This is a genomic window from Paracandidimonas soli, assembly GCF_004342005.1.
GTDB classification, from domain to species: Bacteria; Pseudomonadota; Gammaproteobacteria; order Burkholderiales; family Burkholderiaceae_B; genus Paracandidimonas; species Paracandidimonas soli.
Map to the genome: position 1 here is coordinate 580,851 of NZ_SMBX01000001.1, position 25,337 is coordinate 606,187.

The following is a 25,337-nucleotide window of genomic DNA, read 5'->3' on the forward strand; positions in this document are numbered from 1 at the left end:
TGGTCAGGATCAGCTGCGCAGGAAGATCTGCGCAGCCTGTTCGTGAATACAGGAGGCCATGTTGGCGTGATGTCCCTGCGTGTTCCAGATCAGGCCGCTGCGTCGTACGGGGGCATGCGAGGGCAGCGCGATGCGCAGGACCGGCATGGGCTTGAGCAGCGAAGACCAGTCCGGCAGCAGGGATACGCCCAGGCCTTCGGCGACGAGGGACACGATGGAGGAAAGGCTGTCGATCTCGAGGCGCTGGGTGGGGAAGATCTGGTGATCGCGCAGGTAGCGGTCGGCCAGTTGGCCGCCGAGAATGTTGCGGTCGTAGCGAATGAATGGCTGGGTGCGCAGCAGGTGGTGCGCATCCTGTTCCTTGTGTTCGACGTGGGCGACCACGACGAGCGGCTCTTCGATGAAGGGCTGCCAGGTACAGGTTTTCGGCATGGGAAACTGCGGTTCGACCACAATGGCGGCGTCCAGCTCCCCGTCGGCGACCTTGCGGCAGAGTTCGACGGACGCGCCGGGGACGACGAACAGCGAGGCGGCGGGGTAGCGTGCGTAGACCTGTTTCAGCAATGGAGGAAGAATGTTGGTCAGTGCGGACATGAAGCATCCGATGCGGAATTCTCCTCCCAGGGACGAGTCCTGCGCCAGCGCGCGCAGGTCGCGGATATTTCGTAGCGCGGCACGGGTGCTGTCCAGTATATTCAGGGCGTGCTGTGTCGGCCTGACGAAGCGTCCGGAGCGCTGTACGAGCGGAACGCCGATATCGTCTTCCAGCGCCTTGATGCGGGCGGCGATGGCGGCCGCGGTCAGGTCCAGCCTGCGCGCGGCTTCAGCGTAAGAGCCTGCTTCGATGACAGCAACGAAGCTTTCCATGTACTTTGTGTCCATGGCCGGATTTTGTGTCTCGTGGATAACGGCGACAGCCGTATTTTTTTATCAAATCTCCAAAGGAGGATAGCATGTCTGGAAGCAAGCTGCGCGGGGTCCTTTCCCCCGTGCTCACACCGTTCAACGCCGACTATTCCGTTTCGGAAACGCGATTCCTGAAGCATTGCAAATCGCTGCTGGAGCAGAATGTCGGGCTGGCGGTATTCGGCACGAATTCGGAGGCCAACTCCCTGTCGGTCGAGGAGAAGATCCGGCTGCTGGATCTCCTGATCGATGCTGGCGTGCCGGGGGACCGGCTCATGCCGGGGACCGGCTGCTGCGCGCTGACGGACTCCATCGCGTTGACGCGCCATGCCGTGCAGCGGGGGTGCGCGGGCGTCCTGATGCTGCCGCCGTTCTACTACAAGGGCGTATCGGACGAAGGACTGTTCCGGAACTATGCGGCGATCATCGATGCAGTGGCTGATGAGCGCCTGAGGATCTATCTGTACCACATTCCTCCGGTATCGCAGGTGGGAATCAGTCTGGCGTTGATCGAACGCCTGCTGAAGGCCTATCCCGGCACGATCGCCGGCGTCAAGGACAGTTCCGGCGACTGGTCCAACACCAAGGCAATGCTCGATACCTTCCAGCCGGAAGGCTTCGATGTGTTCGCGGGCAGCGAAACCTTCCTGCTGCAGACGCTGCGCAACGGCGGGGCGGGCTGCATTACCGCAACGGGGAACGTGAACCCTGCCGCGATTTCGCAACTGTATGCGACCTGGCAGCAGGACGACGCCGACGCGCAGCAGGCGCAGCTGGATGCTGTGCGCAAGGCGTTCCAGGCGCATCCCATGATCGCGGCCATGAAGCATGCGATCGCATGGCAGTCCGGCGACGAGTCCTGGAAGACCATGCGTCCGCCCCTGCAGGAGTTGTCGCAGGAACAGGCTGGCAAGCTGGAGTCGGACCTGAGCGCGCTGAGCTTCAAGATCCGGAACGCCGCGGCTCTGTCCGGGCTGTAATCAGCGTTCAGCCCAGCAGCTTTTCCAGAATGCGCCAGGCGGCCGGGTTTTCGGCCAGGGCGACGGAAAACCGGATATGGCTGCTGGGCGCTTGCGTCGGCGAAAACAAGGATCCCGGCGCAAGCAGCATGCCTTCGCCGGCCGCGCTGCGCGCCAACTGATCGCTGTCGCGGTGGCAATCTCCCCACACGAACATGCCGCCAGCGGGATCGTGATGGATGCTCACGTCCAGGTCCGACAGTCGTTTCATTGTTTCCACCCGTGCTACATCGACGCGGTTGCGCAGGCGGTCCAGGTGCCTGCGGAATTGACCCGAAGACATGGCGCGCTGCAATACGCGCTCATTGAGTTCGGGCGTGGTCAAGCCCGATAGCAGCTTCAGGTCGGTAAGTGTGTTGATCAGCCCGGGCGCGGCGGCCAGGAAAGCGCAGCGCAGGCCCGCGGCCAGTGTTTTGGAAAATCCGTTGGCATAGAGCACGCGCTGCAGTCCGTCCAGCGCCGCCAGCCGGATGGCGCCGCCGGCGTGCAGATCGCCGTAGGTATCGTCCTCGAAAATATGGAAATCGTGTTGTTGCGCGAGCTTCAGCACCTGGAAGGCGTTGCTGGCCTGCAGGCTGTAGCCGGTGGGGTTGTGCACGGCGCTGTTGACGATGAACAGCTTCGGGCGATGCGCCTGGGCCATCTGCGCCAACACGTCGATGTCCGGGCCTTGCGGCGTACGCGGAACGCCAAGCACCTGCACGCCGGCGGCGGCCAGGCGGCCGAACACCAGGAACCAGGCGGGATCCTCGACCAGCACGGTGTCTCCGGGTTTGGTCAGGGCGCGCAGCACCAGATCCACGGCGTGCGTGACGCCGGCGGTCAGCAGCAGGTTGCTGTCGGGATTGGCGGGGATGTCGAGCGCCTGCAGGCGCGAGGCCAGTGTCTGGCGCAAAGGGAGGTAGCCCCGGGGATGGCCGTATCCCAGAATAAGATGTCCAGGTGCGCGGCCGACAGAGCGCGTGGCTGATGCCAGCAACTCACTGTCCATCCATTTGGCCGGCAGCAGGGCGGCGGAGCCTGGAATGGCGGGATCGGATACGTCGCGCAGCAGGCCGTGCAGCAGCCAGGAAACATCCAGGGTGCGGTGGCTGGGCGTTTGCTCGATGGCATCGGAGCCCAGGCGCATGCCGCCGTCATCGCGCGGGGGCGACTGCCGGGCCTGCACGAAATAGCCTGCTCCCTGCCGGGGGTGGATCCAGCCTTCGTCCGACAGCCGGTTGTACACCGCTACGATAGTGAAACGGCTGACGCCCAGGTGCTGGGCGAGCGCGCGCACGGATGGCAGGCGGCTCCCCGGCCGGATGCCGAGCTGCGTGATCTTCGTCACCAGCATGGTGCTGATCTGCTCGGTCAGCGTGATATCGCTGTCGAGCTGCGGCGGGTCGAACAGGGAGAGGGCGGGACTGTTCATGTGGGTTGTCCGATACAGTCAGATAGTTAATAGATAAAGTGTACAGGTACTGTACCGGTGATGGTCATTATAGTGGGAACTGTGCGGCGTGTGCCTCGCGCGCGTGTTTCGTCGATATCGGATCGTTCCCATGACTGCCCAGACCCAGATGCTTGTTTTACCGTTGATACTGTTTGCATTCGCCTCTTCCGTCACTCCGGGGCCGAACAACATCATGCTGGCCAGCTCGGGGTTGACGCACGGCTTCCGGCGCAGCATTCCGCATATGCTGGGCATCAGTATCGGCTTCATGGCCATGCTGGTGCTGGTCGGTCTGGGCCTGGGCACGCTGTTCCGCAACTGGCCGGGCCTGCATGATGTGCTGCAGGTCGCCTGCGCTGTCTATCTGTTGTACCTGGCGTGGCGCATTGCGACCGCCGTCCCTCCGAGCGCCTCCGGCCAGGCGGAGGGCAGGCCGTTCAGCTTCCTGCAGGCGGCGGCGTTCCAGTGGGTCAACCCCAAGGCATGGACCATGGCCCTGGGAGTGATCGCGGTGTACGTGCCGCCTGCAGGGCTGTTGACCGACTTGCTGTTCGCCGCGCTGCTGTGCGGCCTGGTGAACCTGCCCAGCATATCGGTATGGACGCTGTTCGGCATGGCCTTGCGGCGGCTGCTGCACAGGCCGGCGGCGATCCGCATGTTCAACTGGGCGATGGCGCTGTTGCTGGTGGCATCGCTGTACCCCATGGCCGCCGAGTGGCTCGGATGATGCGGCGCGCCAGGCGGGCCGCTAAGTTATCAGGATAGCCGTTTCAGGCGGCGATGGAGCGTGCTGCGATGAATGCCGAGCAGCCGTGCCGTTTCCGATATGTTGCCGTTGCTGCGATGCAGCGTCCGGCGTATATGCTGCTCATCTATGTCGCGCAGGGATGTATGGCTGCCGCGCATGGCTGGCGTTTCGCCAGTCGCGCCGGACGCATGCGGCGCCTGCAGGTGTTCGGGCAGATCCGATACTTGCAGCAGGCTGCCTGCGGCGGAGTGGATGACCAGCGCCCGCAATACGGATTGGAGTTCGCGGTAGTTGCCGGGCCATGCATAGGCCGCCAATGAGCGGCAGGCATCGTCGCTCAGCGTCAGGCTTTTTTCCAGGGCGCCCAGGCGGTTGAATTCCGTGCACAGGAACCCTGGCAGATCCTGGCGCATGGCAAGGGGTTGAAGCTGCACGCGCTGGTCCTGCAGGCGGTAGAACAGGTCCGACCGGAACTGGCCTTGCCGCAGCAGCGAATCCAGGTCCTGGTTGGTGGCGCTGATCAGCAGGAAATCGACGGCGACGGCCTTGTCGGAACCCAGCGGACGGATTTCGCGTTCCTGCAGGACGCGCAGCAGTCGTGTCTGCAGTGGCAGTGGCATGTCGCCGATCTCGTCCAGGAACAGGACCCCGCCATGAGCTTCGCGCAGTCGTCCGAGGCTGCCGTGGCGGTTGGCGCCGGTATAGGCGCCGGGAGCATAGCCGAACAGTTCGGCTTCGATCAGGGACTCGGGCAGGGCGCCGCAATTGATGGCGACGAATGGTTTCCCGGACCGCGCGCAGCGCGCATGCAGCCTGCGGGCATAGACTTCTTTGCCGCTGCCGGTCGGCCCTTGTATCAGCACAGCCAGTCCGCCGTCGAAGGCCTTGAGCGTGCGCTCGAACTCGCCCCGCAGTTCAGGCGCCGGTTCCGGCAGCATGGCAGGCGCCTGAGCGTCTGGCCCGTGTGTCGCCGGGGGCGTATGGAGCGCGTCCGCTCTTTTGCCAGAGGCCTCGCTCGCATCTGGCCGGGCCGGCGCCGCGATGGATGGAGCGCTTTTCCGGTGCAGGCGGGCGACGACAGCCGCACCGGTGGAAGTATCGATGGAAACGGGCAGGTTGCCAGCCTGTCGCCAGTCGGCGTGCATCCAGGCGTCTAGCGGCTGGTTCAGGAGATGTTGCCATGTAGCCCCCAGCATGGCGATCGCTGCGTCGTTGGCGCCGACGATGTGGCCATCGTTCAGCAGCAACTGCGCGCGTTCGATGGAGTCGAGCGATGAGGCCTGGCGATGGAATACCAGCGTATCGTATCCGCGGCCCGCTTGGTCGAGCATGCGGTTGGTGATCTGGCGCGCGAACATGGCGGCCAGCTTCAGCGCATAGGCATGCAGCTTGCCGGCATCGCAGGATATGTCCAGCACGCCGAGGATGTCGCCCTGGGGCGAGCGGACGGGAGCGCCATGGCAACTGAGGATGCGATTGCGCTGCAGGAAATGCTCGCCGCCGTGCACGCGCACGGAAGTTCCTTCGATCAGCGCCGTGCCGATGGCGTTCGTTCCGCGATGGTCTTCCGCCCAACTGACGCCCGGACGCAGCGCGACCTGCTCGGCGCGCTGAAGAAATCCGGTATCCCCCAGCGATTGAAGAATGACGCCGTTGTCATCGGTCAGAAGGACGATGCCGTCCGTACTTGCCACCATGCCCGCCAGGATTTCGATCTCCGGCCTGGCCGCCTGCAGCAGGGCGGTATGGCGAACCAGGCGTTCCTTGAGGTCGCCGCCGGAAAGCATGATGGGATCTGTGTGCAGGTCGCCGCTTTGCCTGGCGCAGCGTTCCCAGGAACGCTGGATCAAATAAGGGGCATGGATAGCGTTAGGGTCGCCGGAGATACGTTGTGATTGAACACTTTCCATTCTTGGCTCCTGATGTGATGCAGTCTGCAACAGTGATGTGTTGCGCGCGACAGGGTGTGTCGCATATTGCCGCATGCCTTTGGTCCACAGTTGTGCTGTATGTCTGGATTATGCACCGGATTGCGGCTTTTGTATGGCATGTCCCTGTCAGGCACGGTTATTGCTAATGAAAAGTTTACGGGTGTGTTTTCCGCACCTGCGGGAAACATGGTTTTCAAGACTGCAAGATGGCGCATGAGGCGCTGTTGCGCGGCATTTTTATGCATACGTCAAAAGGAGACATGAGTCATGAATCTGTCAGATCTGAAGTCGCTCGGTATCGATATCCCTTTCCCGTTCAAGTCGAAATACGAAAACTATATCGGCGGCAAGTGGGTGCCGCCTGTCTCGGGAAATTACTTCGAGAACCTGTCGCCGATCACTGGCCAGGTGTTCACCCAGATTCCGCGTTCCGACGCTGCCGACATTGACCTGGCGCTCGACGCCGCTCATGCCGCGCGCCGGGGCTGGGCCAATACGCCGCCGGCCGAACGTTCCAACGTACTGCTGCGCATCGCGGACCGCATCGAGCAGAACCTGCGCCTGCTTGCTGTGGCCGAAACCATCGACAATGGCAAGCCGCTGCGTGAAACCACGGCGGCCGACCTGCCGCTGGCCGTTGACCACTTCCGCTACTTCGCGGGCTGCCTGCGCGCGGAAGAAGGCGCGATTTCCGAAATCGACCAGACCACTGTCGCCTACCACTTCCAGGAACCCGTCGGCGTCGTCGGTCAGATCATTCCCTGGAACTTCCCGCTGCTGATGGCTGCATGGAAACTGGCGCCCGCGCTGGCCGCCGGCTGCCCCGTGGTGCTCAAGCCGGCCGAGCAGACCCCGGCGTCCATCCTGATCCTGGTCGAGATCATCGGCGATCTGCTGCCCCCCGGCGTGCTGAACATCGTCAACGGTTTCGGTAAGGAAGCGGGCGAAGCCCTGATCACCAGCAAGCGCATTGCCAAGGTCGCCTTCACCGGATCGACGCCGGTCGGCAAGCGTGTGCTGCACGCTGCCGCCGACAACCTCATTCCCGCCACGGTCGAGCTCGGCGGCAAGAGCCCCAACATCTTCTTCGAAAGCGTGTTGGCGCAAGACGACGCCTTCCTGGACAAGGCGCTGGAAGGGCTGACGCTGTTCGCGCTGAACCAGGGCGAGATCTGCACATGCCCCTCGCGCGTGCTGATCCAGGAATCCATCTACGAGCGTTTCATCGAAAAGGTGCTGGCGCGCGTAAAGGCCATCAAGACCGGCAACCCGCTCGACCAGCAGACCATGGTCGGGGCGCAGGCCTCGAAGGCGCAACTGGACAAGATACTGTCCTATATCGACATCGGCCGCGAGGAAGGCGCGGAATGCCTGATCGGCGGTGGGCGCAATGCGCTGGGTGGCGGGCTGGAAGAGGGCTACTACGTCAGCCCGACGCTGCTGCTGGGCAAGAACAACATGCGCATCTTCCAGGAAGAAATCTTTGGTCCGGTGGCTGCTGTCACCACCTTCAAAGATGAAGATGAAGCCCTCGCCATCGCCAACGACTCGACCTTCGGGTTGGGCGCGGGCGTCTGGACGCGTGACGGCTCGCAGGCTTATCGCGCAGGTCGCGGCATCCATGCCGGCCGGGTCTGGACCAACTGCTATCACTTGTATCCCGCCCATGCCGCCTTCGGCGGGTTCAAGGAGTCCGGCATCGGCCGCGAGACCCACAAGGTGGCGCTGTCGAACTACCAGCAGACCAAATGCCTGCTGGTCAGCTACAGCCCGAACGCCCTGGGTTTCTTCTAATTGTTGTTCACACGCCGGCTTTGCCGGTGTTTCTTTGCCTCCGGCCGCCCCAAGGCAAAAGCTCCCTTTGAGGGGAGCAAGCCGAAGGTGCGGCGTGGGGGCTTCTCAGGAGTGATCATATGCAATCCACCATGAAAGCTGCCGTGGTACGCGCGTTCGGCCAGCCGCTGCAGATCGAGGAAGTACCGGTGCCGCGTCCCGGGCCGGGCGACATTCTGGTCAAGATCGAAGCCTGCGGGGTTTGCCACACCGACCTGCACGCTGCGGAAGGCGACTGGCCGGTCAAGCCAAATCCGCCGTTCATCCCCGGGCACGAAGGCGTGGGATACGTCGTGGCCGTTGGCGCTGGAGTCAATCATGTCAAGGAAGGCGACCGGGTCGGCATTCCCTGGCTGTATTCCGCTTGCGGTCATTGCGTGCATTGCCTGGGCGGTTGGGAAACGTTGTGCGAAAGCCAGCAGAATGCCGGCTATTCGGTCAATGGCGGCTTCGCGCAGTACGCGCTGGCCAATGCCGACTATGTCGGCCATTTGCCCGACAGCGTGGGCTTCATCGATATTGCGCCCATCCTGTGCGCGGGTGTCACGGTCTACAAGGGTCTGAAAATGACCGAAGCCAAGGCCGGGCATTGGGTGGCCATTTCCGGCATCGGGGGACTGGGCCATGTCGCTGTTCAGTACGCGCGCGCCATGGGCTTTAATGTAGCCGCCGTCGATGTGGACGACAGCAAGCTGGATCTGGCCAGGTCGCTGGGCGCCGAGATTACTGTCAACGCCCGCAAAACCGACCCAGCCGCCTTCCTCAAGAAGGAAATCGGAGGTGTGCATGGCGCGTTGGTCACGGCCGTTTCTCCCATCGCTTTCCAGCAGGCCATGGGCATGACGCGCCGGGGGGGCACCATAGCCTTGAACGGTCTGCCGCCGGGAGAGTTTTCGCTGTCGATCTTCGATATGGTGCTCAACGGCACCACGGTGCGAGGCTCCATCGTGGGCACGCGGCTCGACCTGCAGGAAGCGCTGGATTTCGCCGGCGAGGGCAAGGTCAGGGCCACGGTGGCCAGCGACAGGCTGGAAAACATCAATGATATTTTCCACCGCATGCATGAAGGCAAGATCAATGGCCGCGTGGTGCTCGATCTGAACGCCTGATGCCGTCCGCCCGCCTCCGCCGTATGGCCGGCGGGCAAGCTTTTCCCAGGCCCCGCCGTGGCGACAGGCGGGGCTTTCTTGTCGAGGGCGGTTGCGCGCAGCCGAGCGGGATAAGGCTTCAGGTAGCCGCTCGCATCCTCGCATTGAACTCAGGCGCAGCCAGGCGCGGCAGGGCGGTTCCGGCGACTTCGCCGAAGCGTTGGCCCGCGTTCCAGTCCTCGGTTGCCTGGCTGATTTCATCCGCCGTGCGCGCCACGAAATTCCACCACATGAGCACAGGCTCTTCGAACGGCGTGCCGCCGATCAGCAGCAGATGGCCGCCGGCCTCGAACTGGATGTCGATGCGGTCCCTTCCGTCGCCCAGGTAGAACAGCTCGCCGGGGACGATGCGCTCGCCTTCGATGACGGCGGATTCTTCCAGGCAGAGAATGGCATGCTCGAAGCCGGGTTCGAGGGGAATGCGCGCCGTGGTGGCAGCGGGGGCGGAAAGGTCGGCGCCCACCAGCTCGCTGAATACCTGCACCGGCGACTGCAGGCCGAAAGACTGCCCGGCCAGCAGCGTGACCTCCACTCCCTGGATGTTCGTCTGCGGCAGAATTGGATGATGGGCAAACGCGGGTTCGCAATGGCGATGGGATTCCGGCAGGGCGATCCATAGCTGGGATGCATGCATGGTGCCCGCGCCCAGGCTTTCCTCGGAGTGCGCGATGCCGCGTCCCGCCGTCATCAGATTGACCTGCCCGGGACGGATGACCTGCGCATAACCCAGGCTGTCGTGGTGCATGACTTCGCCTGTCAGCATCCAGGTGAAGGTCTGCAGGCCGATGTGCGGATGAGGGCCGACATTCATGCCTGTTTCGGGCGTCAGGATCGACGGGCCCAGGTGATCCAGGAAGCACCATGCGCCCACGGTGCGCCTGGCCTTCGTGGGAATGGCGCGCCGGACGGGGACGCCGCCGACATCGGCGTTTTTCGTGGGGATGCGCTCCAGGACCGGACCGTGCTTGCGCTGTTGCGTGCTTGCTGTGGATGGTGTGTTCACTGCATGCTCCTTTGCTGGGGTGGGCTGTGACGGGTGTGCGGATGGGGAAGAGAAGCCTCGTCCCTCCGGGACGAGGCTTTCGGCTCGAATCGCCGCCGGCCTCAATGCGTTGCGGCTGCCGGCATCCGGCCGAAACCGCCGTTGTTGAAGTCGTCGATGGCCTGCCGGATTTCCGCTTCGCTGTTCATCACGAAGGGACCATATCCCACGATGGGTTCGTCGATGGGCTCTCCCGACAGGATCAGGAAGGACGCATCGCTGTTGGCCTCGACGTGAACGGAGCCTCCGTCGCGGTCCAGCACCGCCAACTGCGCTTCGCGCGCAATGCCATTGTCGTTGAGCTGCACGGTGCCGCGCAACATGACCACGGCTGCCGTATGGCCCTCGGGGATGGCGAAGCTGGCGCTCTTGCCCTGGGCGAGGCGCACATCCCAGACATTCACGGGGGTGAATGTGCGGGCCGGACCCTTGCCGTCCCCGAACTCCCCGGCGATGACGCGCACCTGGCCCGCGTCATCGGGCAGCGCCACCACTGGGATGTCCCGGTTCAACAGCGTCTGGTACGAAGCCGGGGCGGACTTGTCCGCGGCGGGAAGGTTCACCCAGAGCTGGACAACTTCGAACACACCGCCGCTGCGGGTGAAGTTATCGGAATGGAACTCCTCGTGGAGAATGCCTGCTCCCGCCGTCATCCATTGCACGTCGCCCGGGCCGATCTTGCCGCCCGCACCCGTGGAATCCTTGTGCTCCACCTCGCCCTGGTAGACGATGGTGACGGTTTCGAATCCGCGATGCGGGTGCTGGCCGACGCCGCGGGGCGCCGGGGCCGGGGCGAAGGTGTGCGGGCCGGCATAGTCCAGCAGCAGGAAGGGGCTGAGGTGCCGCCCATGGCTATGGTATGAGAACAGCGAACGTACGGGGAAGCCGTCGCCGACCCAGTGGCCGCGAGGGGCGCTATAGATGCCGAGAATCTTTTTCATGGAAATCTCCTGTGATCCTGACGGTGCAATACCGAGATGAATCCATCATAAAAGCGTGGAGAAAATCGCGCTAGACCGATAAAATCATACGCATTGTTCTATATATGGAACGATAGGAGCACGCAATGAGCCAGGAACTGAAGTGCGATCTGAATGATCTTTTCTATTATGTGAAGGTGGTCGAGCACCAGGGCTTCGCGTCGGCTGGCCGCGAACTGGGCATACCGAAATCCCGTCTCAGCCGCAGGATCGCGCAGTTGGAGAACCGCCTCGGGGTGCGGTTGATCCAGCGGTCCACGCGCAGATTCTCGGTCACGGAAATAGGCCATACCTACTACATGCACTGCAAGGCCATGCTGGTCGAGGCCGAGGCCGCCGAAGAAGCCGTCGCCATGACGCGCTCCGAGCCGCGAGGCGTCGTGCGCATGAGCTGCCCGATCGCCATGCTCGATGCCCGGGTGGGAGACATGGTGGCGGACTTCATGGCGATGTATCCGCACGTTATCGTGCACCTGGAAGCCACCAACCGGCAGGTGGACGTGGTGGCGGAGGGCTTCGATATCGCCATCCGGGTCAGGCCGCCTCCGCTGCAGGACAGCGATCTGCACATGCGGGTCCTGGGGGATCGCGGGCAATGCCTGGTGGCAAGCCCGTCATTGCTGGAAGTACATGGCACGCCTGTCGTGCCCGCGGATCTTCCCGGGCTGCCGAGCCTGGCGCTGGGCCTGCCCCAGAGCGAGCACGCATGGACGCTGTACGGCCCCGACGGGGCCTTGGCGCAGATTCCGCACCAGCCCAGGCTGGTGACGCGCGGCATGCGCGTGTTGTGCGCGGCGGCGCTGGCCGGTGTGGGCGTAGTGCAGTTGCCGCGCATGATGATTCTTGACCACCTGAAGAACGGACGGCTGGTCCCGGTGTTGCCGCAGTGGCAGCCCAGGCGTGAAATCATCTATGCGGTATTTGCCTCCCGCCGGGGCCTGCTGCCATCCGTTCGGGCCCTGATCGACCATCTGGCGGAACGGTTCGAGGCGCTGGACGAAGATTGATGATGGCTGTTCGGCCATGCTCCGTTCAAGGAGCCGGGCCGTCCATGGCTCAGTTGTTGATGACGGCGTAGTCCCACCAGCCCGCGTCCAGTTCCTGCAGCAGCAGCAGCTTGCGCAGGATGACCTCCACCCGCCGGGCGGTGCGGGTCAGGGGGCGGTCCGAGGCATAGGCCAAGCAGATGCGGCGTTCGACGCAGGGATCGACGATATGGGCCGTGAACAGATCCTCCTTGGGGATGCGCAGATTGCGCAGCGCGGCCAGCGAGAGAATCGTGGCTTCGTCGGAACGCAGCACCCATTCGAGCAGCAGTTCATGCGCATCCAGTTCCGTGCGCACGTGCAGGCGCGCATTGACGCTGGAGGCCACTTCCTCCGTCAGCGCGCGCAGGCCGTGTTCCCGGCTGGGCATGACGAGCGGGATGTCGCGCAGGTCCGGCAGCCGGATGTTGCCGTCGTGGCAGAGCCCGCTCAGCATGTCCGCATTCTTGCGGTGGGAGGCAAGGAACAGGTGCTCCTTGAGCAGCAGTTCCAGGTCCAGGCCCGCGATGGGTGAGGGGCTGTAGACCAGGCCGAAGTCGATCGTATCGTCCAGTATCCAGCGGGCCAGATGGCCCGACAGTCCCGATACGATTTTCAGGCGGATGTTGGGGCAGTCCCTGCGTACGGTTTCGAGAAGCCGCAGGCTGAGCATGGGACTGAGCGAGCCGGGTATGCCGACAGTCACCGCGCCGACTTCGGTAACCTGGTGCGCGCGCAGGCTGGCCTTGGCCGCGCCCAGCGTGTCCAGCGCGACACGGGCGTAGCCCAGGAACTCCCTGCCTTCGGGAGTGAGTTCACTCAAGACGCAGGAAGCCCAACTGGCTGCGGCATTGCGTGCGCGCAAAGTCAGCAAGAGCCAGCATGATCAGCTCAAGCGTGAACTCGACAGCTTGAAGGCCGGCACGCAGCAGGCCGATCTCGATAACCAGGGAAGCGCTTTTTCCAAAAAAGGGGTAGACCCGCAAAAAGAGGCGCAACTGAAAGCGCTGGAAAGAAGGAAAAAAGAGCTTGAAGACACGCTGGCCAAACTGGCCGGGGTTTAAAGGACCGGTTTTGGTCCGCAGCGCGGCTGCTGCGATGTTGCATCGGCAGACAGCCGCGGTGGACAGGTCTTTCGCTACTGGGGGTTGTTGCGCACCTGCGCGATCAGCACATCCAGCTTGACGGCATCCGCCACGAAGGCGCGTATGCCTTCCGCCAGTTTCTCCGTGGCCATGGCGTCTTCGTTCAGCTCGGTGCGGAAGGCGATTTCGTTGCTTGCCATCCATTCGGGGGCGTTGGCCTTGGCGGCCTGGGGCTGCAGCCGCACAGGCGCGGGATCCTTGCCCTGCGCCAGCTCGCCCAGCAGTTCCGGACTGATGGTCAACAGGTCGCAGCCGGCCAGCGCGAGGATCTGTCCGGTGTTGCGGAAGCTGGCGCCCATGATTTCCGTGGGGATGTCGTAGGCCTTGTAGTAGTTGTAGATGCGCGTGACCGACTGCACGCCCGGATCATTGACGCCGCTGCGGGCCTGCTCGTCCCATTGCGCGCCGGCAGCTTTTTTGTGCCAGTCGTAGATGCGACCGACGAACGGGGAGATCAGCGTCGCTTTGGCCTGGGCGCAGGCCAGGGCCTGGGGCAGCGAGAACAGCAGGGTCAGGTTGCAGTTGATGCCTTCGGCCTGCAGGACGCGCGCGGCCTGTATGCCCTCCCAGGTGGAGGCGATCTTGATCAGGATGCGTTCGCGGGCGATGCCTGCCTGCTCGTACAGGCCGATGATCTGCCGGGCGCGCTCCAGCGTGGCCTGCGTGTCGAACGACAGGCGGGCGTCCACTTCCGTCGAGACGCGTCCCGGGACGATGTCCAGGATTTCCTTGCCGAAGGCGACCAGCAGGCGATCCGCCAGCTCCGTCGTCGCGGCATTGCCGTGGTCGCGGGCCACGCGCTCCAGCAGGGGGCGGTAGGCATCCTTTTGCACGGCTTTCAGGATCAGGGACGGATTGGTGGTCGCGTCGGTCGGCCGGAACTGGCGCATGGCCTCGAAATCGCCCGTATCTGCAACGACTGTAGTGTTTTCTCGCAGAAGATCAAGGGTGCTGGACATCATCGTTAGCGTCTCAAGGTGTATAATTGGAAGGTTTAATTACTGACATCACAATCGGGGTTCATTTTGCTGCCGTCACTTTTTTCCGAGGCGTCCAAGGCGCCCGCCGCTGCAATCCTTGCTCTGGCTGACGGTACCCTGTTTCATGGCGTCTCCATCGGCGCCGACGGTCACAGCGTTGCTGAGATCGTCTTCAACACCTCCATGACCGGCTATCAGGAAATCCTGACCGATCCCAGCTACAACGGGCAGATCGTCTCCCTGACTTACCCGCATATTGGCAATACCGGCATCAATGCCGAGGATGTTGAGTCAAACAAGGTACATGTTTCCGGCCTGGTCGTGCGCGACTGCTCGCTGCGCGTTTCCAATTTCCGTGCCACACAATCACTGCCCGAATACCTGAAGGCTCAAGGTATTGTAGCTATTTCCGGCATCGATACCCGCAAGCTCACGCGCATCCTGCGCGAAAAAGGCGCACAGGGCGCCTGCATCTTGGTGGGCGCCGACGCCGAGCGCGCCGTCGAGCTCGCCCGCGGCTTCCCTGGCCTGGCCGGCAAGGACCTGGCCAAGACGGTTTCCATCCCCAAGGCGCAGGCCTGGACGGAAAGCACCTGGACCCTGGGCCAGGGCTACGGCAGCCTCGAGAATCCGCGCCACCATGTCGTGGCCTACGACTTCGGCGTCAAGTACAACATCCTGCGCCTGCTGGTCGAGCGCGGCTGCAAGGTCACGCTGGTGCCCGCGCAAACGCCGCTGGAAGACGTGCTGGCGTTGTCGCCGGACGGCATTTTCCTGTCCAACGGCCCGGGAGATCCCGCGCCCTGCGATTACGCCATCGAGACGGCGCGCGGCGCCATCGAGCGCAAGATCCCGCTGTTCGGCATCTGCCTGGGACAGCAGATCATGGCGCTGGCCCTGGGCGCGCGCACCGTCAAGATGTCCACCGGCCACCACGGCGGCAACCATCCGGTGCAGGACCTCTCCACGAAGCGCGTCTACATCACCAGCCAGAATCACGAATACACGGTAGACATCGACAGTCTGCCGGCCAATGCGCGCCTGACGCACGTGTCGCTTTTCGACGGCTCGGCCCAGGGCTTCGAGCTGACCGATGCTCCCGCTTTCTGCTTCCAGGGCCACCCGGAAGCCAGTCCCGGCCCGCACGATATCGTGGTCCTCTTCGACAAATTCATCAGCCTGATGGCCGGATAAAAAATGCCCCCACGCCGCACCTTCGGCTTGCTGCCCCCCGAGGGGGCGCTTTTGCCTAGGGGCGGCCCGGCGGCAAAAGAGATTAAATATGCCTAAGCGTACAGACCTAAAAAGCATCCTCATCATTGGCGCGGGTCCGATCATCATCGGGCAGGCGTGCGAGTTCGACTACTCCGGCGCACAGGCCTGCAAGGCGCTGAAGGCCGAAGGCTATCGCACCATCCTGGTCAACAGCAACCCCGCCACCATCATGACCGATCCGGAAACGGCCGATGTCACCTACATCGAGCCCATTACCTGGAAGGCGGTCGAAAAAATCATCGAACGCGAGCGTCCCGATGCGTTGCTGCCCACCATGGGCGGCCAGACGGCGCTGAACTGCGCTCTTGACCTGGCCCGCAACGGCGTGCTCGAAAAATACGGCGTCGAAATGATCGGCGCCAATGCCCAGGCCATCGACAAGGCTGAAGACCGCCAGAAGTTCAAGCTGGCCATGGATTCCATCGGCCTCGAATCCGCCAAGTCGGGCGTGGCGCACTCCATGGACGAAGCCTGGGCCGTGCAGCGCCGCATCGCCGAGGAAATCGGCACGTCGGGCTTCCCCGTCGTCATCCGCCCCAGCTTCACGCTGGGCGGCACGGGCGGCGGCATCGCCTATAACAGCGAAGAATTCGAAACCATCTGCCGCCGCGGCCTGGAAGCCTCGCCGACCAACGAACTGCTCATCGAAGAGTCGCTGCTGGGCTGGAAGGAGTTCGAGATGGAGGTCGTACGCGACAGCGTCGATAACTGCATCATCATCTGCTCCATCGAAAACCTGGATCCGATGGGCGTGCACACAGGCGACTCCATCACGGTCGCGCCCGCCCAGACGCTGACCGACAAGGAATACCAGATCATGCGCAACGCATCCATTGCGGTGCTGCGCGAGATCGGCGTCGACACCGGCGGCTCCAACGTGCAGTTCGCGCTGAACCCCCAGAACGGCCGCATGATCGTCATTGAGATGAACCCGCGCGTGTCACGTTCGTCGGCGCTGGCCTCCAAGGCAACGGGTTTCCCCATCGCCAAGGTGGCCGCACGCCTGGCCGTCGGCTATACGCTGGACGAGCTGCGCAACGAAATCACGGGCGGCGCTACGCCGGCATCGTTCGAGCCTGCCATCGACTATGTCGTCACCAAGGTGCCGCGCTTCGCGTTCGAGAAGTTCCCGCAGGCCGATTCCCGCCTGACCACGCAGATGAAGTCCGTGGGCGAAGTCATGGCCATCGGCCGCACTTTCCAGGAATCCTTCCAGAAGGCCCTGCGCGGCCTGGAAGTGGGCGTGGACGGCCTGAACCAGAAGACCACCGACCGCGAGAAGCTGCAGGTCGAGCTGGGCGAGCCCGGTCCCGAGCGCATCTGGTACGTGGGCGATGCCTTCGCCCAGGGTTTCACCCTGGAAGAAGTCCACTCCCTGACCAGCATCGATCCCTGGTTCCTGGCGCAGATCAAGGAAATCGTCGACATCGAGCTGGCGCTCGAGCAAAAGACGCTGGCCGATCTGGATGCCGTCACGCTGCGCGAGCTGAAGCGCCGCGGCTTCTCCGATCGCCGCCTGGCATTCCTGCTGGATACGTCCGAAGGCGAAGTCCGCCGCCTGCGCCACCAGCTTGGCGTGCGTCCGGTGTACAAGCGCGTCGATACCTGCGCGGCCGAATTCCACACGGATACGGCCTATATGTACTCCACCTACGAAGACGAATGCGAAGCCCGCCCGACGGATCGCAAGAAGATCATCGTGCTGGGCGGCGGTCCCAACCGCATCGGCCAGGGCATCGAGTTCGACTACTGCTGCGTGCATGCGTCGCTGGCGTTGCGTGAAGATGGCTACGAAACCATCATGATCAACTGCAACCCGGAAACCGTTTCCACCGACTTCGATACGTCCGACCGCCTGTACTTCGAGCCGCTGACGCTGGAAGACGTACTTGAAATCGTGCACAAGGAAAACCCGGTCGGCATCATCGTGCAGTACGGCGGCCAGACGCCGCTGAAGCTGGCCCGCGCGCTGGAAGCCAATGCGGCCCCCATCATTGGCACCAGCCCCGAATCCATCGATATCGCAGAAGACCGCGAGCGCTTCCAGAAGCTGCTGAACAAGCTCGGCCTGCGCCAGCCGCCCAACCGCACCGCGCGCACCGAAGGCGAGGCCATCGCCCTGGCCTCGGAAATCGGCTACCCCCTGGTCGTGCGCCCCAGCTATGTGCTGGGCGGCCGCGCCATGGAAATCGTGCATGAGCAGAGCGACCTGGAGCGCTACATGCGCGAAGCGGTCAAGGTCAGCAACGACTCCCCGGTCCTGCTGGATCACTTCCTGAACAACGCCACCGAAGTCGACGTCGACTGCCTGTGCGACGGCGAGCGCGTCTTCATCGGCGGCGTCATGGAGCACATCGAGCAGGCCGGCGTGCACTCCGGAGACTCGGCATGCAGCCTGCCGCCGTACTCGCTGTCGGCGGACACCATTGCCGAGATCAAGCGCCAGACTGCCCTGATGGCGCGCGCGCTGAACGTGAAGGGTCTCATGAACGTCCAGTTCGCCATCCAGGATGGCGATGTGTACGTGCTGGAAGTCAACCCGCGCGCGTCGCGTACCGTACCCTACGTTTCCAAGGCGACCGGTCTGCAGCTGGCCAAGATCGCGGCCCGCGCCATGGCCGGCTCGACGCTGGACGCGCAGAAGATCGGCGACGAAGTCGTGCCCGAGTATTTCTGCGTCAAGGAAGCAGTCTTCCCGTTTGTCAAGTTCCCAGGCGTCGACACCATTCTCGGACCGGAAATGAAGTCCACCGGCGAAGTCATGGGCGTGGGCTACAGCTTCGGCGAGGCCTTCGTGAAGTCGCAACTGGCGGCCGGCGTGCAGTTGCCTGAGTCCGGCGTGGCCTTCATCAGCGTGAAGGAGCAGGACAAGCCCCGCGCCGTCGGCGTGGCGCGCGGCCTGGTCGAGCTGGGCTTCCGTATCGTCGCGACGCGCGGCACGGCCGCCGCCATCGAAGCGGCCGGCCTGCCGGTGCAGGTGGTCAACAAGGTCACGGAAGGCCGTCCGCACATCGTCGACATGCTCAAGAATGGTGAAATCTCGCTGGTCATCAATACGGTCGAAGAGCGCCGCAACGCCATCGCCGATTCCCGCCTGATCCGCACGCACGCCCTGGCGTCGCGCGTGACGTTCTTCACGACCATCGCCGGCGCGATCGCCGCCGTTGAAGGCCTGCAGTACCTGCGCAACGGCGAGGGCTCCGGCCTGACCGTGTACTCCCTGCAGGACCTGCACGCTTCGCTGAGCGCGGCCTGATGATTCCGCCGGCAGCCGCAGCGCTGTCGGCCGAGTCTGCGTCGTGATCCATGCAAAAACCCTGACACTGCTATCGCAGCGTCAGGGTTTTTGTTTTGTGCCGCAGGCGCAAGCCGGGTGGAGCGGATGCATGCGGAGCGGGAGGGGCAGCAGGCGCTTCGTCGAGCCGTCAGCTGCGCCCGCGCGCGTCGATTGGCCAGATGTCCGTCAGCGTCTCGCCCCTGACGACGTAAAGGTGGTCGAAGTGATGGACGGTCGGGTCGCAGTGCGATACCTGGAACTCCAACCCCGTGCCTATCCGGGGCGGGGCGCTGCCGGGGGCGAGGATCAGATGGGCGTGTTCGTCGCCCATGAAGCGGAAGGATGCATTCTCCCAGGGCGCTGTCAGGCAGACGGGGGCCGGGCCGTTGAGGGCGAAGGATTTTGTTCCGCTGTCCAGGATAACGAAGCGCTCGTCGCCGTCCAGGTCGTCGCAGTTGACGCTGACGACGCTGGCGCGCAGGCGCAGCGACGTTTCGAATGGCGGTTCTCCCAGATCGATGCGCGCGTAGTCGGCATCCATGAAGACGTACGATCCCGCCTGGAGTTCCGTGAAAATACCTTGCTGCGCATCCAGCGCATGGGTGCCTGTGCCGCCGCCGGAGCAGATGGGCAGTTGTCCTGTGCTGGCCTGGATGTGGGCCAGCAGCCTGGACAGCGCGCTCATTTGTTCCGTCAGGACTGCCTTGCGCTGATCCAGGCCGGCGATATGCTGTATGGCGCCGCTGTAGGCCTGCACGCCGAGCAGCTTCAGCGCGGGAGAGTCCTGTATGGCGCGCACGACGGCGCCCGCCTGTTCTTCCGTGCGCACGCCGCTGCGATGGTAGCCGATGTCCAGGTCGATCAGTACGCCCGCCTGCAGGCCCGCCGCTTGCGCAAGCGTGCTCAGGCGCGACACGGGCTCGGGGTGGTCCAACACCAGCAGCGTGTCCGGGGCCTGCCGCAGCAGGCGCAGGTAGCGCTCCAGCTTGTCCTGCGTGACGATGGTGGACGTCAGCAGGATGCCTGTGATGCCGGCGTCGGCCATGGCTTCGGCTTCGTCCAGGGTGGCGCACGAGATGCCGACGGCGCCGGCGGCAAGCTGCAGGCGCGCGATCTGACTGCACTTATGGGTCTTGATGTGCGGCCTCAGCTTCAGGCCGGCCTGCCGGGTGAATTGCGCCATGCGCGCGATATTGCGGCCCAGCGCCTCTTCGTCGACCAGCAGCGAGGGCGTGGGCAATTGTTCGCGGCTGTCCGCGTCGCCCAGCAGGTGCGTGTAGGGCAACTGCAGGCCGGCGCTGTAGCGGCGTTTCCTGGCTGTCGTGTTGGCTGTGCTGGCTTGTGTCATGCGGACTCCGACTTCAATACATGCAGCAGTGCGGCGACGGTTGCCGCGTAGTCATCCATTTCCATGCTTTCATCCGGGTTGTGGCTGCCGTTGGCATTGCGGATGAAGAACATGGCGGCGGGAATCCCGGCGGCGACGAAATCCTGGGCGTCGTGGCCTGCTCCGCTTGCCAGCTCCTGGAAGGGCGTGCCGCAGACCTGCAGGGCATCGCGCTGGCTCTGGATCAGGTGGGCGTCCATTTCGGCGGGCTGGCCCCGGGTCCACTTGGGAAATGAGAACGTCACGCCGCAGGCATCGGAAATCTCCTGCGCCAGCCGCAGCATGCGTTCCTGCACGAGATCCAGCGTGGAGACGCTGTGGCTGCGCGCCTCGAACGAAAAATCGACCCGGCCCGAGATGGTCGTGACGGCATGCGCCGCGGGATCGGTGTGCAGCTTGCCGAATGTCAGCACCAGGTCGTGCCCCTGCGCTTCCAGCTCTTCCCAGAAGGACTGCATCTGCGTTACCAGGCGGCAGCTTGCCGCGACGGCATCGCGGCGCAGGGCGAGCGGAACGACGCCCGCGTGCCCGTATTCGCCATGGCATGATGCCTGCGGGCATCGGACGTTGCCCCGTATGCCAGAGACGATGCCGACGGGAATGCCGGCTTGCAGCAGCACCGGCCCTTGTTCGATGTGGGCCTCCACATAGCATTTGACGTTGCCGGGCGTCAGGAACGGATCGCCCGATGTCAGCCGGACGGGATCGACGCCCTGGCTGCGCATGCAGTCGTCCAGGCGCATGCCGTCATGGCTGCGATGCGCGGAAGTCAGCGCGTCGGGGGAAATCAGGCCAAGCGCCGCGCGGCTGCCCAGGTGCTGGGCGCCGAACCAGGCGTTTTCCTCTCCCCGGAACGCTACGACAGCCAGGTCGCGCGAAGGTCGGAAGCCCTCGGCCGCCAGGCTTTCCAGCACGGCCATGCCGGCAAGAATGCCTGCCAGGCCGTCGTAGTTTCCGCCTTGCGGCACGGAGTCCGCGTGCGAACCGGTCAGGACGATAGGCAGGCTGCGGTCCGCGCCCGGCAGCGTCATGTACAGATTGCCGGCCGGATCCGAGCCAGTTTGCAGGCCGATCTCCCCGGCGTGCTCTTCCAGCAGGGCCAGCATCCGGGTTTCGGAGTCGCCGTAGGCCATGCGGGTGACGCCGCGCGCGTCGGCGCTTTGCTGCGCGGCCTGCGCGAAGATGCGTTCGCTGCGCGCGATGGCCGCCGTCAGCGAGGCGGGGGGCGTGAATGTCATGAGGCGAACTCCGGCGGCGTGGATTGCTGCGAGAACCAGTCGGCGATCTGGCTGCCGGCCATGAAGATCGTGTCGTCACGGGCGAGCAGCGTGTCGATGATCGCCTCCAGGAACGGCACCCTGTGCGGTACGCCGCTCAGGTGCGGATGCATGGCCAGCGTGAGCACCTTGGGCTGGCCGGTGGAGGCGATTTCTCGTTCGAAGCACTGGATGGTCTGCTGCACGCGCAACGACATTTCCGCGGAGGAGTGCTTCTCTATGGCATAGACCACGCTGTCGTTCAGGTCCAGGCCGTAGGGCAGGGAAATCATGGGGCCGTGCTTCGTGCGCAGCCAGCTGGGGATGTCGTCCACGACCCACTGCGTCACATAGCGGATGCCGTTTTCCCTCAGGTGATCCAGCGTGTCGTAGGTTTCCGACCAGCCGGGACTCATCCAGCCTTGCGGTGCGACACCCGTGAATTCCCGCAGCTTGTCCAGGGCGCCGCGAATCTGGGTGGACTCGTCGCTGCTAGTCTCCCCCTGGGACTTCTGGTGGATGCCGTGACCGATGAATTCCCAGCCAGCGTCGCGCACGCTGGCCGCGAGCGAGGGATAGACATCGATCACGCTGGCATTGATGCTGGCGCTGACGGGCAGCCTGCGGCTGCCGAACAGTTCGAGCAGACGCGGCATGCCGCAACGGTTGCCGTACTCCGACCAGCAGAAATTGGGCAGGTCGGGGACGTGGTATTTCCCGTGGGGAGGGATGACGATGCTGCGCGGCGTGGGCTGGTCGTAGGGCCAGTATTCGATGTTCACGACGATGTGCACGATCAGCGGCTTGCCCTGCGGCGCGGAAAGCCGTTCGCGTTCCGTCGACATCTGGTACGGCAGGCGGGGGTTGGAAGTCAGTTTCATGCGCGGCTCCGATAATGTTGGCAGAGGTGTTCCACTGTTTCCCTGGCTTTTTCGCGGCGCAGCTGGTCGACCTGCGTGCGCGCGGCTTCAGCGCAGGCGACGGCGGCGGCTCGGGCCTGGTCGATGTCCGCATCGGTGTGCCTGCCCTGCAGGTAGCGTATGCGTCCGTCGACCATGGTCATGCGCACATCGTCTCCCCGGCTGCGCGACAGCATGGCTCGCAGCAAGGGCATGTCGTCGTCCAGCATGGGGGTGCGGGCGCGAGTCAGGTCGATGGCCACCAGGTCGGCGGCCAGGCCCGGTGAGATACGGCCTGTGTCGCCGCCCCATTGGGCGGCGTGCGCGCCATTGCTCGTCAGCATGGCCAGCAACTGTTCCACGCTAGCCGGCGGGGCGCCCTGCCAGTCGGGTTCCCGCGCCAGCTGGTCGGCCAGGCGGAGTTCGCTGAGCAGGTCTTCGTCGTCCTGCAGGGTGACGTTGTCGCTGCCGATGGCGACGGTCAGCCCGTGCTTCAGGAATCGCGCCAGCGGAGCGATGCCGTTGTGCATGCGCAGATTGCAGCCCGGATTGCGCACGATGCTCACGCCCCGTTCCGCCAGCAGCGGCATGTCCTTTTCTTCGATCCAGACGCCGTGAGCGAGTATCGTGCGCGGGCCGAGCGCGCCGAGCGCGTCCAGGTGCTGGAATACCCCGCCGGGGTACAGATCCCGCGCCGCGCGGACCTGGGCCGGCGATTCCAGCGCATGCGTGTGGATGGCCAATGCGTGCTCGTTCGCGTCCCGGGCCAGCTGACGCCAGGCGTCATCGGAAACCCATTGCGGCCCGCCTGGGCCGTAGCACAGGCGGATGCGCGGATGATCGGCATAGTCGGCCAGCAGCCGATGCATCAGTGCGATGGTGTCCTGCACGCTGCCCGCATAAGGCTTGGCGCCGGGGCGGCTGAGCCAGTCGCGCAGCGCCTGTGGCAGGCCGTGCAGGTGGCAGGCCTCGTGCGGCGGATAGACCAGGGCGCCCTGGTCCTGGTAGCCGACGCACATGGTCACGCGCAACCCCGCATCGTCGTAGGCCCTGAGCTGTTCCCGGACTTCGTGTTCGTAGTCTCCGGTACCGTAGGTGTAGTTCGCGTGAATGGCGCAGGTGACGCCGTTCGCCAGCATCTCGAGCGCGGCGAGATGGGTGATGGCATAGGGATCGAGAATACCTTTTCCCCGGCGGGATGCGATCCACGCTTCCAGGAAGGTATCGTGATAGCCAAGCTGGATCTGGCTCAGGCCGCGGCCGTGCTGGTGGGCGTTGACCATGCCGGCCATCAGCAGGCAGTCGGGCAGGTAGATGCGCTGTGCTTCGGGATGATCGTTCAGCAGTTGGGGAAGGGGGGCGATGGCCGCGATCCGGTCCCGCCTGACCAGGACGCCATGCGCCTTTCGCGGTGTTCCGGCATCGGGTCCGGTCAGCAGCCATTCCGGGGCAAGCAGCAGCGAAGATGTGTTCGTCATGGTTGGTCTTCCCGTAGGGCGGATAGGGGAGGCAGGCACGCGGACTGCTGCTCGTACAGCACCAGGATCACCTGCCTGATATGCGCGACGTGCTGCTCCACCAGCCGTACCGCCTGGCTGGCGTCGCGCCGGCGGCAGGCGGCCACGATGGCGCGATGCTCTTCGTTGGCGCTGTTGTTGTGTCCGGACAGGGAAAGCTGCATGAAGGACATGCGCTGTATGTGTCCCTGCAGCATGGCGAGGATCTGCATCGACAGCGCCCTTCCCGATGGAGCGTACAGCGTCTGGTGGAAGATGGCGTTCAGTTCGCTGAAGCGCCAGGCATTGGTTTCACCGTCCATCTGCGCGACCAGCGCTTCCAGCTTGTCCAGCGTGGCGTCGTCCATATGGGCGGTCGCGTCGCGCATCAGGTCCGGCTCCAGCATTTCGCGCAGGTAGAACGCTTCGCGCAGCTGCGCCAGCGTCAGTTCTTTCACGATGGCGCCGCGATGCTGGTGCAGTTCCACGAAGCCATTGGCTTGCAGCGTGCGCAAGGCCTCGCGAATGGGGATCTTGCTGATCCCCATCGCGTGGGCCAGATCGTCCTGGCGCAATGCGCGTCCCGGAGCGTAGATGCCCCGGATGATAGCCTCCTGCAGGATGGAGACTACATCGTCGACGGACAGCTTGCCGTTGGCCTGCTGCAGGCGGCTGTCGACGAGCTGCGCGATCGGGGATGGCGCGGTTTCAGGCAGCGGGGGTATGAGTCGCATGGGATGCATGGATCTTCTCCCGGATGAAGGCGCAGATCTCGTTGAACAGCGGCTCCTCCTGTATGCCCGCGTGCCTGGGGCGCGGATAGGGAACCCGTATGTCGCAAATGATCTGCGAGGGGCGGGCGGTCATCACCAGTACGCGATCCGAAAGAAACACCGCTTCACGGATACTGTGCGTGATGAAGATGGCGGTCTTGCGCACCTCGTCCCAGAGCCTTGCCAGCGCAAGGTTCATGTCGTCGCGTGTGATGGCGTCCAGGGCCGAGAACGGCTCGTCCATCATCAGCAGTTGCGGATCGTTGATCAGTCCGCGGCAGATCGCGACGCGCTGGCGCATGCCGCCGGACAGTTCGGCCGGCCGCTTGTCGCGGAAGTCGTACAGGCCTGTAAGTTTCAGCAGCCGCTCCGCTTCCGGCAGGTATTGCTTCACATCGCGCTTCTGCGTATGGATAGGGAACAGCACGTTTTCCATGACCGTTTTCCAGGGCAGCAGCGTGGCGTCCTGGAAAACGTAGCCGAAGTCGCGGTGCGGCGCCTCGATGACTTTGCCGTTCAGCAGGATGTTGCCGGTGCTGGGTGTGTCCAGGCCACCGATCATCGACATGAGCGTGCTTTTCCCGCAGCCGCTGGGGCCAACCAGGGTGACGAAGTCTCCTTCGTCGATATCGAAGTCGGCGTGCTCGACGGCGTGCACGTCGCCGTTCCGGGTCTGGTAGATCTTGCGCACGGACTGCACCGAAAGATAGCTGCCGGTGCGGTTTTCAGAGGTGCTGCGGGTCTGCAGCCATGGATGGTCTGTCATAGGTTGCCTAATTTCT

Annotated in this window: 21 protein-coding genes; 8 read left to right on the forward strand and 13 right to left on the reverse strand. The window is 64.1% G+C overall.

Annotated features, from left to right (window positions below):
* Positions 1–9 precede the first annotated feature (9 nt).
* Positions 10–867, reverse strand: a complete 858-nt coding sequence (locus EV686_RS02685; RefSeq protein WP_243650713.1) for a LysR family transcriptional regulator — start codon at positions 865–867, stop codon at positions 10–12.
* Between the two features lie 86 nt (positions 868–953).
* Here EV686_RS02685 and EV686_RS02690 point away from each other — a divergent pair, with 86 nt between their 5' ends.
* Positions 954–1,886 (forward strand): dihydrodipicolinate synthase family protein, encoded by a 933-nt coding sequence (locus tag EV686_RS02690; RefSeq protein WP_132473210.1) that lies wholly within the window; start codon positions 954–956, stop codon positions 1,884–1,886.
* A 7-nt stretch (positions 1,887–1,893) separates the two neighbouring features.
* Here the strand turns inward: EV686_RS02690 and EV686_RS02695 are convergent, their stop codons facing one another.
* Complete coding sequence (locus EV686_RS02695) at positions 1,894–3,339, reverse strand: aminotransferase-like domain-containing protein (protein WP_132473212.1); 1,446 nt, start codon at positions 3,337–3,339, stop codon at positions 1,894–1,896.
* A gap of 130 nt (positions 3,340–3,469) precedes the next feature.
* On the opposite strand from EV686_RS02695, the gene EV686_RS02700 reads away from it, so the two are divergent.
* Positions 3,470–4,087 carry a LysE family translocator gene (locus EV686_RS02700; protein WP_132473214.1) on the forward strand — a complete coding sequence of 206 codons (618 nt, stop codon included), beginning with the start codon at positions 3,470–3,472 and terminating at the stop codon, positions 4,085–4,087.
* Between the two features lie 29 nt (positions 4,088–4,116).
* Here EV686_RS02700 and EV686_RS02705 read toward each other — a convergent pair whose 3' ends face one another.
* On the reverse strand, positions 4,117–6,018 hold the full coding sequence (locus tag EV686_RS02705) for a sigma-54-dependent Fis family transcriptional regulator (RefSeq protein ID WP_132473216.1): 1,902 nt from the start codon (positions 6,016–6,018) through the stop codon (positions 4,117–4,119).
* A 288-nt stretch (positions 6,019–6,306) separates the two neighbouring features.
* Between EV686_RS02705 and EV686_RS02710 the strand changes: the two genes are divergently transcribed.
* Positions 6,307–7,833 (forward strand): aldehyde dehydrogenase family protein, encoded by a 1,527-nt coding sequence (locus EV686_RS02710; protein ID WP_132473218.1) that lies wholly within the window; start codon positions 6,307–6,309, stop codon positions 7,831–7,833.
* Positions 7,834–7,952: 119 nt separating this feature from the next.
* Entirely contained in the window at positions 7,953–8,981 is a 1,029-nt protein-coding gene (adhP, locus tag EV686_RS02715; RefSeq protein ID WP_132473220.1) for an alcohol dehydrogenase AdhP, read from the forward strand.
* Positions 8,982–9,099: 118 nt separating this feature from the next.
* Here the strand turns inward: adhP and EV686_RS02720 are convergent, their stop codons facing one another.
* The gene (locus tag EV686_RS02720; protein WP_132473222.1) at positions 9,100–10,023 is read right to left on the reverse strand and encodes a pirin family protein; all 924 of its coding nucleotides are present in this window, start codon (positions 10,021–10,023) and stop codon (positions 9,100–9,102) included.
* 101 nt (positions 10,024–10,124) lie between these two features.
* Positions 10,125–11,003: a pirin family protein gene (locus tag EV686_RS02725; RefSeq protein ID WP_132473224.1), complete on the reverse strand. Its 879-nt coding sequence runs from the start codon at positions 11,001–11,003 to the stop codon at positions 10,125–10,127.
* A gap of 125 nt (positions 11,004–11,128) precedes the next feature.
* Here EV686_RS02725 and EV686_RS02730 point away from each other — a divergent pair, with 125 nt between their 5' ends.
* The gene (locus EV686_RS02730; protein ID WP_132473226.1) at positions 11,129–12,049 is read left to right on the forward strand and encodes a LysR family transcriptional regulator; all 921 of its coding nucleotides are present in this window, start codon (positions 11,129–11,131) and stop codon (positions 12,047–12,049) included.
* A gap of 49 nt (positions 12,050–12,098) precedes the next feature.
* Here the strand turns inward: EV686_RS02730 and EV686_RS02735 are convergent, their stop codons facing one another.
* The gene (locus EV686_RS02735; RefSeq protein WP_132473228.1) at positions 12,099–12,890 is read right to left on the reverse strand and encodes a LysR substrate-binding domain-containing protein; all 792 of its coding nucleotides are present in this window, start codon (positions 12,888–12,890) and stop codon (positions 12,099–12,101) included.
* Between EV686_RS02735 and EV686_RS02740 the strand changes: the two genes are divergently transcribed.
* The gene (locus tag EV686_RS02740) at positions 12,877–13,131 is read left to right on the forward strand and encodes a hypothetical protein (protein ID WP_132473230.1); all 255 of its coding nucleotides are present in this window, start codon (positions 12,877–12,879) and stop codon (positions 13,129–13,131) included. The two genes, EV686_RS02735 and EV686_RS02740, sit on opposite strands and share 14 nt — an antisense overlap.
* Before the next feature lie 74 nt (positions 13,132–13,205).
* On the opposite strand, the gene tal is transcribed toward EV686_RS02740, so the two are convergent.
* Positions 13,206–14,171, reverse strand: coding sequence for a transaldolase (gene tal / locus EV686_RS02745; protein WP_132473666.1), 966 nt, complete (start codon positions 14,169–14,171; stop codon positions 13,206–13,208).
* Positions 14,172–14,237: 66 nt separating this feature from the next.
* On the opposite strand from tal, the gene carA reads away from it, so the two are divergent.
* Together carA and carB are read left to right on the forward strand one after the other, a co-directional pair.
* On the forward strand, positions 14,238–15,386 hold the full coding sequence (gene carA, locus EV686_RS02750) for a glutamine-hydrolyzing carbamoyl-phosphate synthase small subunit (RefSeq protein WP_353174659.1): 1,149 nt from the start codon (positions 14,238–14,240) through the stop codon (positions 15,384–15,386).
* Positions 15,387–15,474: 88 nt separating this feature from the next.
* A complete protein-coding gene (gene carB, locus EV686_RS02755; protein ID WP_132473232.1) occupies positions 15,475–18,723 on the forward strand; it encodes a carbamoyl-phosphate synthase large subunit in 3,249 nt (1,082 codons plus the stop codon).
* A gap of 169 nt (positions 18,724–18,892) precedes the next feature.
* Here the strand turns inward: carB and EV686_RS02760 are convergent, their stop codons facing one another.
* From EV686_RS02760 to EV686_RS02785, 6 genes are read right to left on the reverse strand one after another with little or no spacing between them, the layout of a single operon-like run.
* On the reverse strand, positions 18,893–20,092 hold the full coding sequence (locus EV686_RS02760) for a DSD1 family PLP-dependent enzyme (RefSeq protein ID WP_132473234.1): 1,200 nt from the start codon (positions 20,090–20,092) through the stop codon (positions 18,893–18,895).
* The gene (locus EV686_RS02765; RefSeq protein ID WP_132473237.1) at positions 20,089–21,369 is read right to left on the reverse strand and encodes a Zn-dependent hydrolase; all 1,281 of its coding nucleotides are present in this window, start codon (positions 21,367–21,369) and stop codon (positions 20,089–20,091) included. Before EV686_RS02765 ends, EV686_RS02760 begins: the two co-directional genes overlap by 4 nt.
* Positions 21,366–22,268, reverse strand: coding sequence for a polysaccharide deacetylase family protein (locus tag EV686_RS02770; protein ID WP_132473239.1), 903 nt, complete (start codon positions 22,266–22,268; stop codon positions 21,366–21,368). The genes EV686_RS02765 and EV686_RS02770 overlap by 4 nt, the downstream gene beginning before the upstream one ends.
* Positions 22,265–23,764, reverse strand: a complete 1,500-nt coding sequence (locus EV686_RS02775) for an amidohydrolase family protein (RefSeq protein ID WP_132473241.1) — start codon at positions 23,762–23,764, stop codon at positions 22,265–22,267. Before EV686_RS02775 ends, EV686_RS02770 begins: the two co-directional genes overlap by 4 nt.
* Positions 23,761–24,516 carry a GntR family transcriptional regulator gene (locus EV686_RS02780; RefSeq protein WP_165972472.1) on the reverse strand — a complete coding sequence of 252 codons (756 nt, stop codon included), beginning with the start codon at positions 24,514–24,516 and terminating at the stop codon, positions 23,761–23,763. The genes EV686_RS02775 and EV686_RS02780 overlap by 4 nt, the downstream gene beginning before the upstream one ends.
* Entirely contained in the window at positions 24,491–25,321 is an 831-nt protein-coding gene (locus EV686_RS02785) for an ABC transporter ATP-binding protein (protein ID WP_132473245.1), read from the reverse strand. The genes EV686_RS02780 and EV686_RS02785 overlap by 26 nt, the downstream gene beginning before the upstream one ends.
* Between the last annotated feature and the right edge of the window lie 16 nt (positions 25,322–25,337).

Excerpts from the sequence above, each read along its gene's own strand:
- EV686_RS02765 (WP_132473237.1), bottom strand. The coding sequence starts at position 21,369 with ATGACATTCACGCCCCCCGCCTCGCTGACGGCGGCCATCGCGCGCAGC.
- EV686_RS02690 (WP_132473210.1), top strand. The coding sequence starts at position 954 with ATGTCTGGAAGCAAGCTGCGCGGGGTCCTTTCCCCCGTGCTCACACCG.
- EV686_RS02725 (WP_132473224.1), bottom strand. The coding sequence starts at position 11,003 with ATGAAAAAGATTCTCGGCATCTATAGCGCCCCTCGCGGCCACTGGGTC.
- EV686_RS02775 (WP_132473241.1), bottom strand. The coding sequence starts at position 23,764 with ATGACGAACACATCTTCGCTGCTGCTTGCCCCGGAATGGCTGCTGACC.
- EV686_RS02700 (WP_132473214.1), top strand. The coding sequence starts at position 3,470 with ATGACTGCCCAGACCCAGATGCTTGTTTTACCGTTGATACTGTTTGCA.
- EV686_RS02695 (WP_132473212.1), bottom strand. The coding sequence starts at position 3,339 with ATGAACAGTCCCGCCCTCTCCCTGTTCGACCCGCCGCAGCTCGACAGC.
- EV686_RS02730 (WP_132473226.1), top strand. The coding sequence starts at position 11,129 with ATGAGCCAGGAACTGAAGTGCGATCTGAATGATCTTTTCTATTATGTG.
- EV686_RS02710 (WP_132473218.1), top strand. The coding sequence starts at position 6,307 with ATGAATCTGTCAGATCTGAAGTCGCTCGGTATCGATATCCCTTTCCCG.
- EV686_RS02705 (WP_132473216.1), bottom strand. The coding sequence starts at position 6,018 with ATGGAAAGTGTTCAATCACAACGTATCTCCGGCGACCCTAACGCTATC.
- EV686_RS02685 (WP_243650713.1), bottom strand. The coding sequence starts at position 867 with ATGGAAAGCTTCGTTGCTGTCATCGAAGCAGGCTCTTACGCTGAAGCC.
- tal (WP_132473666.1), bottom strand. The coding sequence starts at position 14,171 with ATGTCCAGCACCCTTGATCTTCTGCGAGAAAACACTACAGTCGTTGCA.
- EV686_RS02785 (WP_132473245.1), bottom strand. The coding sequence starts at position 25,321 with ATGACAGACCATCCATGGCTGCAGACCCGCAGCACCTCTGAAAACCGC.
- carB (WP_132473232.1), top strand. The coding sequence starts at position 15,475 with ATGCCTAAGCGTACAGACCTAAAAAGCATCCTCATCATTGGCGCGGGT.
- EV686_RS02780 (WP_165972472.1), bottom strand. The coding sequence starts at position 24,516 with ATGCGACTCATACCCCCGCTGCCTGAAACCGCGCCATCCCCGATCGCG.
- adhP (WP_132473220.1), top strand. The coding sequence starts at position 7,953 with ATGCAATCCACCATGAAAGCTGCCGTGGTACGCGCGTTCGGCCAGCCG.
- EV686_RS02760 (WP_132473234.1), bottom strand. The coding sequence starts at position 20,092 with ATGACACAAGCCAGCACAGCCAACACGACAGCCAGGAAACGCCGCTAC.
- EV686_RS02770 (WP_132473239.1), bottom strand. The coding sequence starts at position 22,268 with ATGAAACTGACTTCCAACCCCCGCCTGCCGTACCAGATGTCGACGGAA.